The organism is Mesorhizobium sp. P3_A10 (assembly GCF_056403175.1).
In genome coordinates this window covers 140176-153021 of sequence record NZ_JBFUFZ010000007.1, presented here as the reverse complement: position 1 = coordinate 153021, position 12846 = coordinate 140176, and the positions used below count along the sequence as shown (strand labels likewise).

The window sequence follows — 12846 nt, the reverse complement described above, 5'->3', positions numbered from 1 at the left end:
GAATGTCCGTTCAATCAATATTACAGAATTAACGCTTGATTTCAATCCGCGGATGCGCGCATGATGAAAGAAAGCCGGCAAGCATGGGGAACAGGCAGCCGGCGCCAGGACCTGTTAGACAATGGGAGCCGCATGGCGGGACAGTCCGAGCCAGAATCCGTGATCGCGCCGGGGGCCCTGCAATGACGGCGGCTGCCGAAGGATCGCCCCCATTGGGCATGACGCGGGCCAGGCGAAACGCCCTTCTGCAGTCCGAACCCGTCCAGGGCTTTGCCCTGATCAGCCCGACCCTTCTCTATGCGCTGGTCCTGTTGGTCGGGCCGATCCTGGTGGTCATCGCCCACTCTTTCTGGACGCAGAACTACCTCACCATCGACCACACATTCACGCTGGAAAACTACCGCATCGCGCTGACCGAGCCGATCTATCGCGACCTCTTGTGGCGCTCGCTCTACATCTCGCTGACGGTCAGTTTCTTCACGGTCATCCTTGCTTATCCGATCGCCTATTTCATCTCGTTCCATGGCGGCCGCCACAAGAGCCTGTGGCTGTTCCTGATCACCATCCCGTTCTGGACCAGCTACTTGCTGCGCGTGATGTCGTGGAAGGTCATCCTCGGCTATAACGGCGTGCTCAATTCCGGCCTGATGGGGCTTGGCATCATCGACGAGCCGTCGACCGCGCTGCTCTACAACTCGACCGCCGTCATCATCACGCTGACCCACGCCTGGGCGGCCTTTGCCATCCTGCCGATCTTCGTCTCGCTGGAGAAAGTCGACCGCACCTTGGTCGAGGCGGCCAAGGACCTCGGTGACGGCCCGCTGCGCTCCTTCCTGCGCGTGACGCTGCCACTGTCAGCGCCCGGGGTCATTTCGGCGGCACTCATTGTCATGATCCCGACTGTCGGCGACTACGTCACGCCAAAACTGGTCGGCGGCAAGGACGGCGTCATGATCGCCAACGCCATCCAGGCGCAGTTCGGCAAAGCGTCCAACTGGCCGCTGGGTGCGGCCCTTTCGGTGACCACCATGCTGATCGTGACCTTGATGGCAGGCGCCACCGTGCTGATCATCCGTGCCATCCAGAGGCTGGCACGATGACGACGGTGCGGCGCTTCCTGGCCAATGGCTGGCTGTCGACCTATGCGTTTCTCTACGTCGTCTTCCTCTATCTGCCGGTTATCTTCCTGCCGATCTTTTCGGTGAACACGGCGGCGACGCCGAAATTCCCGCTCACCGGCTTTACCTTGCATTGGTACGAGGATCTGCCGCGCACGCCGGCACTGCTCGATGCCGCCTGGAACAGCCTGGTCGTCGGCGTCTCGGCCTCCATTCTCTCGACGGTGCTCGGCATTCTGGCTGCCCGCTCGATCACCCGCTACCGCTACCCCGGCCGCCGCGCCATCAACGGCCTGATCATGGCGCCGCTGGTGCTGCCGGAAGTCATCGTCGCCATCTCGATGCTGCTGGTGATGCTGCAGCTGGGCTTAAGCCTGTCGCTGTTCACCGTCGTGCTCGGCCATGTCCTGGTCTGCATCCCCTATTCGATGACGGTGCTGACCTCTGGCTTCGAGGGTTTCGACCGCAGCCTGGAGGAGGCCTCCGCCGATCTCGGCGAGAGCGCCTTTGGCACGTTCCGGCGAGTGACATTGCCGATGGTGGCGCCGGCGATCATCTCCAGCCTGCTGGTCTGCTTCACCATTTCGCTCGACGAATTCATCATCGCCTTCTTCCTGACCGGCACCGAGGCGACGCTGCCGATCTACATCTGGGGCCAGCTGCGCTTTGCCGCCAAACTGCCGGGCGTGCTGGCGCTGGGCACGCTGCTGCTGGTGGCCTCTTTCCTGTTGATGACCGTCGCCGAAATCCTGCGCCGCCGCGCGGCAAAACGCACCCAGAACGAGGGAGGCCTCTATGCCTGAGCGGCCGCAAGCCGAACGATCGCAAGCCGAACGGCCGATGATCGAGATCAAGAACGTCACCCGCAGCTATGGGTCGTTCAAGGCACTCGACGACTCCTCGCTCACCATCAAGGAAGGCGAATTCTTCTCGCTGCTCGGCCCCTCCGGCTGCGGCAAGACCACACTGCTGCGAATGATCGCCGGCTTCGACAATCCGACCAGCGGTACGATCTCGGTCGACGGTCAGTCGATGGAAGGCATCCCGGCCAATCGCCGCCCCACCAACATGGTGTTCCAGAGCTATGCCATCTTCCCGCATCTCAATGTCGAGCAGAATGTCGCCTATGGGCTGAAGCGGTTAAAGCTGGAAGGCTCGGAGGAAAAGCGCCGCGTCGAGGAAGCGCTGGCTCAGGTGTCGCTGACCGGCCTCGGCAAACGTCTCGCCACCGAGCTTTCCGGCGGCCAGCGGCAGCGCGTGGCGCTCGCCCGCGCGCTGGTGATGCGGCCAAAAGTGCTGCTGCTCGACGAGCCACTGTCGGCGCTGGACAAGAAACTGCGCGAGCAGATGCAGGTCGAACTGCGTCGCCTGCAACAGGCCGTCGGCATCACCTTCGTGCTGGTCACCCACGACCAGTATGAGGCGCTGGCCATGTCCGACCGCATCGCCGTGATGTTCGGCGGCAGGATCGCCCAGGTCGCCTCGCCCAAGGAGATCTACCAGCGGCCGGTCAACCGCCAGGTCGCCGACTTCCTCGGCGGCATGAATTTCGTCAAGGCACAAATTGTCGAGGAGAACGGCGCCTCGCTGGTCGTCGACACGCTTGGCTTCGGCCGGGTCAAGACCGACAAGCCGAAGGCATTCGTGCGCAATGGCGGCGCTGCCACGCTGGGCATCCGTCCGGAACGCCTGCGTGTCCTGTGGGACAATGCCACCGCGAAATTCGAGGTGGCAGGCAAGGTGGTCGAACGCCACTATTTCGGCGAGATCACCCATCTGATCGTTGAAATCCCGGGATTGGAAAAGCCGCTGTCGGTGACCGAGACCAATGATTTCGGCGCCGACGACATCCCGGTCGGCACCTCGATCCGCCTCGCTTACGACCCCGAAGCACTGGTGGCGATGGCGGACTGAGCATGATCCCGAACCGAAGGTCAGCGAAGCAAAAAGTGGAAACCGGTTTTCTCGGACAAACGGGAACCCGTTTTGTCCTATGATCAAGCTCCGCCAAGAAGATCGGCGGTGATCTTTCGCGCCGCGATGCGTCCGGCGACGATCGCGCCCTCGACATAGCCGGGAAATGACGGCGACAGTTCCGACGCGGCAAAATACAGCGGCGGCGCGCCGGCAAGGATTGTCCGCTCTGCATCGGTCGCCGTCACGTCCATGATCAGGTCGCCATAGGCGCCACCGCTCCAGCGATCGTCCATCCAGTCACGATAGCTGAGATCGAGCATCTTGCTTGCTTCGTCGCCGAGAGCGTCCCGCAACCGTGCCGTCACTTCGGCGCGCAGCGCCGCATCGCCCAGCGTGCGCCAGCGCAGGGCCAGCGGGCCGCCAATGAAGACAACCAGCGCGGCATGGTCATCGTCCTTGCTGACATCGCAGGCGAACAGGCCCGGCAGATCGCGCCACATCACCATGCCGCTCAGGCCCTTGTCGCGCCAGAAGGCCCTGTCATAGCGCACCAGCACCTTGATCACATCGCCGCTCTGCCAGACGCCGAGGGCTCGTCCGAGCGCAGCCGGAAGCGGCGGCGTGAACGCCAGTTTTGAGGCCATCACCGGCGGTACGGCGATCAGGGCCGTTCGCGCCTCGATCGCGCCGGTCGCTGAAGCCAGACGAACCCCCTCCGGTCCGTGTTCGATGAGTGTTACGGGCGTGTTCAAGCGCAGCCTGTTGCCGAGATCGCTGGCCAGATCATCAGCCAGCGAATGCATGGTTTCGTGCACGAAATATTGCAGCTCCGAAACCTCGTTGGTGATGCGGCGATCATTGTCGATCAGATGCCACAGCGGCATCTTTTCCAGCGCCTGACACCACAGGCCCTCGATCATCGAACGAAAGACAGCCTTGACCTCGTCCGCGTCTTTCTGGCCATCGAGCCATGCGGCGACGGTCAAACCGGCGATGGCTGGATCGTCAGGGGCGATCATGTTCATCCGATCGCGGATGGCCATCGAGGCGAGAAAGGTTCGCTCGGCTTGCCAGCCGCTCATCTGCGGCTGGGCCACGAACTCGCCTTCGATATGGGCTTCCACCAGTGTCTTGCCGCGAACCTGCACAAGCGCCATCAGCTCGGGCATGTCCTCGCAGAAGAACTGACCGCCGCTGTCGATCCGCTCGCCAAGCCCGTTTTGTTTGGACTCGACGCGTCCACCGACGCGATCGCGCGCTTCGAGCAGGATGAAATCGATGCCGGCCTTCTTCAGCTCAAGCGCCGCCGACAGGCCTGTGAAGCCGGCGCCGACGATGACGACATCGGTTCTCTCGATCCCGGTCTTCAATAGCCGGCCTTGATCTTTTCGAACTCGTCGATCATCCGCTGCTTCAGCTCCGGCGCCACAGGCTGCTGGAACAATGTCTTGTCGAGGAACTTGTCGAGATTGTCGAACCCGCGATCGGTCAGGATCTTGGCATCGATCGCCGCCATGCCGGCACCGTTGCCATGGCCGTAGCCGAAGGTCTTGACCAAATAGTCCGACACGCCAGGCGCGTTGACCGCGTTGAGGAAATCATAGGCCTGGTCGAGATTGCCCGGCGCGCCCTTCATCAGCACATAGCCGCACACCCAGGTGGATATGCCTTCTTTCGTGCCGCGGTTCATGGCGATCGGCAGTCCTTGCCCCTTCAGCGTCACGAAGGTCTCGTTCCAGCCCCAGACGAGATCGACCTCATTGCCGATAAAAGCCTGGTTGAGGTCGGTGTCGTCGGTCCAGTAGAAGCGGACGTTCTTGTGAACGTCGCGCAGGAAAGCCGACGCCTCCTTGAACTGCGCGTCGGTCATCTTGGTCCAGTCTTTCAGGCCGATGACCAGGCTGGCCAGCGCATAGGCGTCGTCGACATTGTCGCCGATGGTAACGCGCCCTTTGAACTTCGGGTCGGCGAAAATCCTGAGCGACTGCGCCTCATCCGCCGTCACCTTGTCGGTGCGGTAGAGCAGCGAGGTGTTGCCCCAGTCGAAGGGCATGAACCAGGCTTTGCCGTCGGCCGTGGTGGCGAGATCCTTCATCGCCATGATGCCGGCATTGAGGTCCTTCCAGCCGGCGATGCGGCTGGTGTCGAGCGGCTGCAGCATGCCGGCCTCGCGCCACTTCACCACGCTTTGCGAGCAGGGGTGCGCAATATCGGCCTTGAAGCCGGCCCGCATCTTCTGGAACGCTTCGTCCTCGTCGCCGAAGAAAGCGAAGGTTGGCTCGGCACCATACTTGGCGGCATGGGCGGGATGCAGCAGCGGATCCTCATAGCCCGACCAGTCGAACACGACGAGGTCGCCGCCACCTTCGGCAAGCGCGTAGGCCGCGCCGGCACCAATGGTGCAGACGGCGGCAAGGACAAGGCGGCGAAGCATGGAATTCATGGCGCGAAACTCCTCATCGCGAGAACCGAGGCGAGGTTAGGAAAATTCCGCGGCTTTGGCGAGCCTGTCTGCCCGCCATATCGGCAGGCAGACGGGGGCGCAGAACAGAGCTCAATAGCCGGCTTTGATCTTCTCGAACTCGGCGATCATCTTGAGCTTCAGCTCCGAAGGAACAGGCGACTGGAACAGCGTCTTGTCGACGAATTTCCCGACGTCGTCATAGCCCTTTTCCTTCAAGACGGCCTGGTCGACGCCGGCCATGCCCTTGGCATTGGCCTGGCCATAACCCCAGTCCTTGACCAGTACCTTGGCAGTCTCCGGATCATTGATGGCGTTCAGATAGTCATAGGCCTTGTCGACATTGCCCGGCGCATCCTTGAACAGCACATAGCCGCAGACCCAGGTCGAAATGCCTTCGTCGGTGTCCTTCTTGGACTTGATCGGCACGCCGGCGGCGACCGACTGCACCGTGGCGTCATTCCACGCCCAGGCGAGGTCGACCTCGCCGCCGCTCAACAGCTGGACGACGTCGGTGGTGTCGGTCCAGTAGGATCGGACATTCTTGTGCACCTGGCGCAGGAAGTCCGATGCCTGCTTGAACTGGTCGTCAGTCATCTTGGTCCAGTCCTTCAGGCCGATGGCCAGACTGGCCAGCGCGTAGGCATCGTCGACATTGTCGCCGATCGAAACCCGACCCTTGAACTTCGGATCGGCAAACGCCTTCAGCGACTGTACGTCCTTCTCGTCGATCTTGGAGGTGTTGAAGGTGACCTGCGTGTTGCCCCAGTCCCAAGGCATGAACCAGGCCTTGCCGTCGTCGGTGGTGGCGAGGTTCTTCATCGCCATGATGCCGGGATTGAGGTCTTTCCAGCCGGTTATTTTCGAGGTGTCGAGCGGCTGCAGCAGTCCTGCCTCACGCCATTTGGTCACGCTTTGCGAACAGGGATGACCGAGATCGGCCTTGAAGCCGGAGCGGACCTTTTCGAACGCCTCGTCCTCATCGCCGAAGAAGGCGAAGGTCGGCGAGTCGCCGTTCTTCTCGACATATTTCGGATGGAAGCTCGGGTCCTCATAGCCGGACCAGTCGAACACGATCAGGTCCTTGTCGGCGGCCACCGCAATCGCCGCCGCCGAAGCGGCGAGGGTTCCGGCGAGTGCTAAAGTCAGTGTCAGGCGTCTGGTTATTTTTCTCATTACATTTCCTCCTCTTTGTTGCCGGCTCGACTGGCTGGCTTCTGGTTATCGGTAGTGCTTGGGAAAGGCCGCGGCGAGGAATACGTTCGCCGCTTGCAGGGCGGTTTCGCGCGTGGTGTCTTCGGTTCCCATCATCAGCCGCAGCCACAACCCTTCCAGCATGGCCGACAGCGCCAGCGCCATCACCTGCGGCTCATAGGCATAGCCGCCGCTCTGTTTGAGCGTCGTGCAGAGATCGATGAAGACCTGCTGGTAGTACGCGTCGCGGGAACTGCTCAGCGCCTGATAAACCGGCCGCGACTTGGCCTCGCCCCAGAAGGCGAGCCAGGCGGCGAGCTTGCGCTTGTTGCAGATCGAGCGGTCGAAGTCGGCCCAAACCAGCACCTGCAATTGGCGGGCCGGATCATCACCGGCTTTCTGCAGAGAAGCGCGCCAATGCGCCGAATACTCGTCATACATGTGCTGCAGCGTCGCGATCAGCAGCTTTTCCTTGCTCTCGAAATAAAAGTTGACGATGCCGCGCGACAGGCCGGCGCCATCGGCGACATCGGCCATCGTCGTCTCCGCGTAGCCGCGCTTGGCCAGCGAATCGATGGTCGCCTCGATCAGCTGCAGCTGCCTGACTTCCTTCGATGCCTTACGGCCGCGTTTCTCCGGTTCGCCCTTTCCGGAAATGTCCAGAGATCGCTCGTCGCGCGCTGCAGCTTTCATCGGTGCCGTCATGCTCCACATTGCCGGCTATCCCACCATAGCCGGCTTCCACCCGCGAAGATGAGTGGGACGGTGCTCACCACTGTCAAGCACCTTCTGCATGGCTTCCCAGGTTCGTATGTTCTTGTCGACATAGGCGGCCCCGACCGCCGCCGCGACCGTCGGATAGAGCGGGCCTTTGAGCCTTTCGAGCTCGCCGCGCGCAACATCGCGATACCAGGGATTGCGGTCGCGCACGGTGACATCGGCAAAGCCGGCCAGGCGCATCGCCTGCGCATAGCGCGCCGGCGAAGCCATGGTGAAGGACAGGCCTTCCGCCGCGACATAGTCCTTCATCTGAGGCGACGGTTCGCCGTCATGCGAGATCATCCAGTTCGACGCCGCAAAGACGCCGCCCGGCTTCAGCACACGGAATATCTCGACAAACAGCGCGTCCTTGTCCGGCACATGCAAAAGCGCGTCCTTGGAAAACACGACATCGAAGGCGCCGTCGGTGAAAGGCAGCGGTCCGGGCGGCGCCTGGACAAAGCTGGCGCGGTCCGAAAGCCCATGGGCGGCGGCACGCTTCCTGGCCGCCTCGATCACCGGACGCTCGATATCGAAGCCGGTGGCGTGGGCAGCGCCGTGGCGCTCGATCAGATGCAACGCGATGCCACCTGAGCCGCAGCCAATATCGAGGATGGTCTTGCCCTTCAGCGAGAGCCCTTCGATCACCCGATCGACCTCGTCCGGCCCGCCCGGCGACAGATAGCCGTCGCCCCACAGCGCCTCGAGGAAGCGGATCGCGGTGTCGTCATATTCCGGCTCGGCATCTGCCGTTTCGATCATCAGACCTCAGTCCCGTCAGCCGAATTGCGCAGGTTCGAATGCCGGCAAAGCGTAGCGCATTAACAGGAAAACGCAACATCATTTGTTGAACATTCATTCAGAATGACTGGACAGAATGGCCGCTGCCGTGCCAAATTCCGCGCATTCGGGGACAGATCACGCAAAAATGAAGGGTCGAGCACAATGAAGGCTGGGCGCGAATGAAGGCTTGGGACGCGATCATTATCGGCGGCGGTCACAACGGGCTGGTCAATGCCTGCTACCTGCAGCGGGCCGGGCTCGATGTGCTGGTGGTCGAGAAGAACGGCTGGGTCGGCGGCGCCGCCACCAGCCGCGAGCTGACACCGGGCTTCCTCTATTCCAACTGCTCCTATGTCTGCTCGCTGTTTCGGCCCGAGATCATGCGCGACCTCGAACTGCCGCGCTTTGGCTTGCAGGTGATCTCCTATGAGGGCGGCGCGGTGTTCACCCGCGACGGCGACTACCTCGCCAACTACCGCGACCACGATGCGCACCGGCGCGAATTCGCCCGCTTCTCCAAGCGTGACGCCGAGGCCTATGACCGCTATTCGCGCGACGTGACGCGCCAGTGCCGCTTCATCCAGCCGCTGCTGATGCGTACCGCACCGGACCCGACCAGTTTTCGGCCACGCGACATCGGCGAATTGCTCTATCTCGGCAAGAAGTTCGCCGGACTGTCGGCCGAGGAAATGGCGCTGACGCTGCGCTTCTGGACCATGTCGATCGCGGAGTTCCTCGACGAATATTTCGAGACCGATGTGATCAAGGCCAACTTCGCTTTGTCCGGCATTATCGGCACCGCGCTCGGCCCGATGTCACCCGGCACCGCCTATGTATTGCTGCACCACTATATGGGCGAGGTCGACGGTTCGGTTGGCGCCTGGGGCTATGCGCGCGGCGGCATGGGTGCGGTGACCAAGGCGCTCGCCGCCTCCTTCCAGGCTTCGGGCGGTACCATCCGCACCGGCGCCGAGGTCGACCATGTGCTGGTCGGCAAGGGGAAAGCCAAGGGTGTCGTTCTGGCCGGCGGCGAGGAGATCTACGGCAAGCTCGTCGTCTCCAATGCCGACGTCAAACGCACCTTCCTCAAGCTGGTCGAGGAGAAGGAACTGCCCGACATCTTCCTGCGCCGGGTGAAGAACTTCAAGATTCGCGGCTCCTCGGGCAAGGTCAACATCGCGCTCGATTCGCTGCCCGAATTCCCGGCGCTGCCGAAGGATTCGCCGGTCTATCGCGGCGACATGCATTTCACCGATTCGATGGAGCGCATGGAGCGCGCCTATGACGACTGGAAGGCCGGGCGTTGGTCGGCCGATCCGTTCCTCGACATGGTCATCCCGACGACGCTCGACCCGACCATGGCTCCGTCAGGCAAGCATTTCATGAGTTGCTTCGTGCAATACGCCCCGCCCAAGATTGGCGGTCGCGACTGGACCGATGCCGATCGCGATGGTTTCGCCGAAAGTGTGATTGCGCAGATATCAGATTATTCGCCCGGCTTCCGCGACCGCATCGTCCATATGGAAGTGCGCACGCCGCGCGAGATCGAGGCCGAAGTCGGCCTCACCGAAGGCAACATCTTCCAGGGCGAACTGACCTTCGACCAGCTTTTGTTCAACCGTCCGGTGCCGGGCTACGCGCAATACCGTTCGCCGGTCGGCGGCCTCTATATGTGCGGCTCCTCGACCCATCCCGGCGGCGGCGTCATGGGTGCGCCGGGCCGCAATGCCGCGGCCGAAATCCTGCGCGACCTCGCCAAATCCACCTCGCATATGAGCCCGGCCCATGACGTCATTTGATACGATCATCATCGGCGGCGGCCACAACGGCCTCGTCGCCGCCGCCGTTCTGGCGAAGAGCGGCCGCAAGGTGCTGGTGCTGGAAGCCGCCGGCGACGTCGGCGGCGCCGCGCGAACCGAGGAATTCGCACCCGGCTTTCGCGTCTCCTCCATCGCCCATGTGCTGAACCGCTTGCATCCCGAAGTGGTGAAGACGCTGCAGCTGGAAAAACACGGATTGCAGATCGAACGCAGCGATTTCGTGCCGTCGATGGCACTGTCGAAGGACGGCCCGCCGCTTGTCCTGCATGGCGCCTATGGCGAAGTGCTGACCGGCTCCAGCGCCTCTGAGCAGACAGCGTGGAAGGAATTGCGGGCCCAGCTGCTGCGCTATGCCGCCATCCTGAAACCGTTCCTGTCACGCCGGCCACCCGATCTTGGCGGCATGTCGCTGCTTGAAACGGCAGCACTTGGCCAGACGGCTCTGGCGCTGAAGAAACTCGGCAAGGAAGACATGCGCGATTTCCTGCGCGTGCTGCTGATGAACGTCGCCGACCTGCTCGACGAGCAGCTTGCCGATATCAGGTTGAAGGGCCTGCTCGCCTTCGATGCGACGCTGGGCAGCCATCTCGGCCCCCGCTCGCCGACCTCGCTGCTTGGTCTCTACTATCGGCTGGCCGGTGAGACCGGCGGCAAGGCCGGCGCGCAGGTGGTGCCCAAAGGCGGCGTGGGCGCGGTCGTCACCGCCATCCGCGCAGCGGCGGAACAGGCCGGTGTCACCATCCGCACCGCGTCGTCGGTGGCGAAAATCATCGTCGAGAAAGGCCGCGCCGTCGGCGTTGCGCTCGACAGCGGCGAAGTGCTTCAGGCGAAAACAATCGTTTCCGCCATCAACCCGGCGACCACTGTCCTCGATCTCGTCGGGCCGCGCGACGTCGATACCGGCTTCGCGCGCAAGGTGAAGAAAATCCGCATGAAGGGCGATGCAGCGAAGCTCCATCTGGCGCTAGACCGGCCGCCGCAATTCACCGGCGTCGATGCAGCCGGCCACAAAGGTCGTCTGGTTATCGCGCCCTCGCCCGACCATGTCGAACGCGCCTTCAATCCCTCGAAATACGGCGAGTTCTCGCCCGAGCCGGTGATGGAGATCACGCTGCCCAGCCTTGCCGATCCTTCGCTCGCGCCCGCTGGCGCCTGTGTGCTGTCGGCGGTGGTGCAGTATGCGCCGTATGCGCTGAAAGAGGGCTGGAGCGCCGGCAAGCCGAAATTCCTCACGGCGATCATGGCGCAGCTCGAAGCCTATGCGCCGGGGATCGGCAAATCCGTGCAGCACGCTGAGCTTTTGACGCCGGCCGACATCGAGACGCGCTACCGGATGCCGGGCGGCCACTGGCATCATGGCGAACTGCAGGCCGACCAGATGCTGATGTCGCGACCGGTGTCCGGCTGGTCGGGCTACGACACGCCGGTCGAAGGACTGTTTCTTGCAGGCGCCGGCTCGCATCCGGGTGGCGGTGTCTCCGGCGCACCCGGCTTGAATGCGGCGAAGCGCATTATCGCGATGAAAGGCTAGGCCATGGCACAAGCGACAAAAAAGAAGCCCAGCCCGGCAAAGACGAGCCCGCTCATCCCGGCCCGCATCGCGGCGCAATCGCATTTCCGCACGCTTCGTCTCGGCACCCCGTTCCAGCCACGCATCGATGCGCTGGCCAGGACGCAGGACTGGTACAATTGGGCCGGCTACCGCGCTCCGCATTCGCTGTGGGACGAGGAGCTCGAATATTTCGCCATCCGCAGCCAGGCCGCGCTGTTCGACATCTCGCCGATGACGAAATACCGCATCGAAGGGCCGGACGCCGAAGCCTTGCTCAACCGCGTCACGCTGCGCGATGTGGCCAAGCTCAAAACCGGTCGCGTCCACTACACCGCCTGGTGCGATGATGAGGGTTTTGTCCTCGACGACGGCACCCTGTTCCGGCTGTCGCCGACGCGCTTCCGGCTGTGCTCGCAGGAGCGGCATCTGCCCTGGCTGCTCGACAGCGCCATCGGCTTCGATGTGACGGTCGAAGAAGAGACTGAGGCCGTCGCCGGTCTGGCCCTGCAGGGCCCGACCTCGTTTGCCGTGCTGCGCGATGCCGGTTTTGCCGGCGTCGAAAAGCTGAAGGTTTTCGACCTCGCCGATTTCCCGCACGAGGGTGGCACCGTCACCATCTCGCGCACCGGCTTCACCGGCGATCTCGGCTACGAACTGTTCGTGTCCGCGGACAATGCGCTCAGTCTGTGGGACCGGCTGATGATGGCGGGCGAACTGCGCGGCATCCGTGCCATGGGCTACACCGCCTTGAACCGCGCCCGCCTCGAAGCCGGCCTGATCGTCGCCAACGCGGATTTCACCACCTCGGAGCATGCCATCCGCGCCGACCGCTTGCGCATGCCGGACGAGATCGGCCTCGGCTTCATGATCGACCTCGAAAAAGGTCACTTCAACGGCCACCGCGCCATCCTCGAAGCCCGCGCCGAGCACAAGCTGCGCCATGTACTGGTCGGGTTGGAGATCGAAGGCAACATCCCGGCAGAACACGCCGTCGTCTACTACAAGAAGTCGCAGGAGGTCGGGCTGGTCAGTGCCGCCATGTGGTCGCCGATGGCCAAGCGCAACATCGCCATCGCCTCACTGGCGCGTCCCTATGGTGATACGATGGTCGAGGACCTCTGGGTCGAGATCTACGCCATGCGCGAGCTGCAGTACCAAAAGCTGATGAAGCGGGCCAAGGTGGTGGCGCGGCCGTTCATCAAGCTCGACCGCCGCACCGCCAACCCGCCTGCGGATTTCTGA

Annotated in this window: 11 protein-coding genes; 6 read left to right on the top strand and 5 right to left on the bottom strand. The window is 62.9% G+C overall.

Annotation, left to right across the window (positions count from 1 at the left end):
• The first annotated feature begins 182 nt into the window (after positions 1-182).
• From AC1DXU_RS24530 to AC1DXU_RS24520, 3 genes are read left to right on the top strand one after another with little or no spacing between them, the layout of a single operon-like run.
• Positions 183-1100, top strand: a complete 918-nt coding sequence (locus AC1DXU_RS24530; protein ID WP_477373123.1) for an ABC transporter permease — start codon at positions 183-185, stop codon at positions 1098-1100.
• On the top strand, positions 1097-1921 hold the full coding sequence (locus tag AC1DXU_RS24525) for an ABC transporter permease (RefSeq protein ID WP_477373121.1): 825 nt from the start codon (positions 1097-1099) through the stop codon (positions 1919-1921). Before AC1DXU_RS24530 ends, AC1DXU_RS24525 begins: the two co-directional genes overlap by 4 nt.
• Positions 1922-1958: 37 nt before the next feature.
• Positions 1959-3032, top strand: coding sequence for an ABC transporter ATP-binding protein (locus tag AC1DXU_RS24520; RefSeq protein WP_477373500.1), 1074 nt, complete (start codon positions 1959-1961; stop codon positions 3030-3032).
• Positions 3033-3115: 83 nt separating this feature from the next.
• Here AC1DXU_RS24520 and AC1DXU_RS24515 read toward each other — a convergent pair whose 3' ends face one another.
• The 5 genes from AC1DXU_RS24515 to AC1DXU_RS24495 form a co-directional block, all read right to left on the bottom strand.
• Positions 3116-4405, bottom strand: coding sequence for a flavin monoamine oxidase family protein (locus AC1DXU_RS24515; RefSeq protein WP_477373119.1), 1290 nt, complete (start codon positions 4403-4405; stop codon positions 3116-3118).
• Positions 4402-5478, bottom strand: coding sequence for an extracellular solute-binding protein (locus tag AC1DXU_RS24510; protein ID WP_477373117.1), 1077 nt, complete (start codon positions 5476-5478; stop codon positions 4402-4404). The genes AC1DXU_RS24515 and AC1DXU_RS24510 overlap by 4 nt, the downstream gene beginning before the upstream one ends.
• A gap of 111 nt (positions 5479-5589) precedes the next feature.
• Positions 5590-6672 carry an ABC transporter substrate-binding protein gene (locus AC1DXU_RS24505; RefSeq protein ID WP_477373115.1) on the bottom strand — a complete coding sequence of 361 codons (1083 nt, stop codon included), beginning with the start codon at positions 6670-6672 and terminating at the stop codon, positions 5590-5592.
• A gap of 45 nt (positions 6673-6717) precedes the next feature.
• Positions 6718-7395: a transcriptional regulator BetI gene (betI, locus tag AC1DXU_RS24500; protein ID WP_477373498.1), complete on the bottom strand. Its 678-nt coding sequence runs from the start codon at positions 7393-7395 to the stop codon at positions 6718-6720.
• 15 nt (positions 7396-7410) lie between these two features.
• Positions 7411-8211 carry a class I SAM-dependent methyltransferase gene (locus AC1DXU_RS24495; protein ID WP_477373113.1) on the bottom strand — a complete coding sequence of 267 codons (801 nt, stop codon included), beginning with the start codon at positions 8209-8211 and terminating at the stop codon, positions 7411-7413.
• A 200-nt stretch (positions 8212-8411) separates the two neighbouring features.
• Between AC1DXU_RS24495 and AC1DXU_RS24490 the strand changes: the two genes are divergently transcribed.
• The 3 genes from AC1DXU_RS24490 to AC1DXU_RS24480 are packed head-to-tail and all read left to right on the top strand — an operon-like array spanning position 8412 to position 12846.
• A complete protein-coding gene (locus AC1DXU_RS24490) occupies positions 8412-10031 on the top strand; it encodes a phytoene desaturase family protein (RefSeq protein WP_477373111.1) in 1620 nt (539 codons plus the stop codon).
• Complete coding sequence (locus AC1DXU_RS24485; RefSeq protein WP_477318014.1) at positions 10018-11583, top strand: phytoene desaturase family protein; 1566 nt, start codon at positions 10018-10020, stop codon at positions 11581-11583. Before AC1DXU_RS24490 ends, AC1DXU_RS24485 begins: the two co-directional genes overlap by 14 nt.
• A gap of 3 nt (positions 11584-11586) precedes the next feature.
• On the top strand, positions 11587-12846 hold the full coding sequence (locus tag AC1DXU_RS24480; protein WP_477318012.1) for an aminomethyl transferase family protein: 1260 nt from the start codon (positions 11587-11589) through the stop codon (positions 12844-12846).

Excerpts from the sequence above, each read along its gene's own strand:
- AC1DXU_RS24530 (WP_477373123.1), top strand. The coding sequence starts at position 183 with ATGACGGCGGCTGCCGAAGGATCGCCCCCATTGGGCATGACGCGGGCC.
- AC1DXU_RS24525 (WP_477373121.1), top strand. The coding sequence starts at position 1,097 with ATGACGACGGTGCGGCGCTTCCTGGCCAATGGCTGGCTGTCGACCTAT.
- AC1DXU_RS24520 (WP_477373500.1), top strand. The coding sequence starts at position 1,959 with ATGATCGAGATCAAGAACGTCACCCGCAGCTATGGGTCGTTCAAGGCA.
- AC1DXU_RS24510 (WP_477373117.1), bottom strand. The coding sequence starts at position 5,478 with ATGAATTCCATGCTTCGCCGCCTTGTCCTTGCCGCCGTCTGCACCATT.
- AC1DXU_RS24505 (WP_477373115.1), bottom strand. The coding sequence starts at position 6,672 with ATGAGAAAAATAACCAGACGCCTGACACTGACTTTAGCACTCGCCGGA.
- betI (WP_477373498.1), bottom strand. The coding sequence starts at position 7,395 with ATGACGGCACCGATGAAAGCTGCAGCGCGCGACGAGCGATCTCTGGAC.
- AC1DXU_RS24495 (WP_477373113.1), bottom strand. The coding sequence starts at position 8,211 with ATGATCGAAACGGCAGATGCCGAGCCGGAATATGACGACACCGCGATC.
- AC1DXU_RS24490 (WP_477373111.1), top strand. The coding sequence starts at position 8,412 with ATGAAGGCTTGGGACGCGATCATTATCGGCGGCGGTCACAACGGGCTG.
- AC1DXU_RS24485 (WP_477318014.1), top strand. The coding sequence starts at position 10,018 with ATGACGTCATTTGATACGATCATCATCGGCGGCGGCCACAACGGCCTC.
- AC1DXU_RS24480 (WP_477318012.1), top strand. The coding sequence starts at position 11,587 with ATGGCACAAGCGACAAAAAAGAAGCCCAGCCCGGCAAAGACGAGCCCG.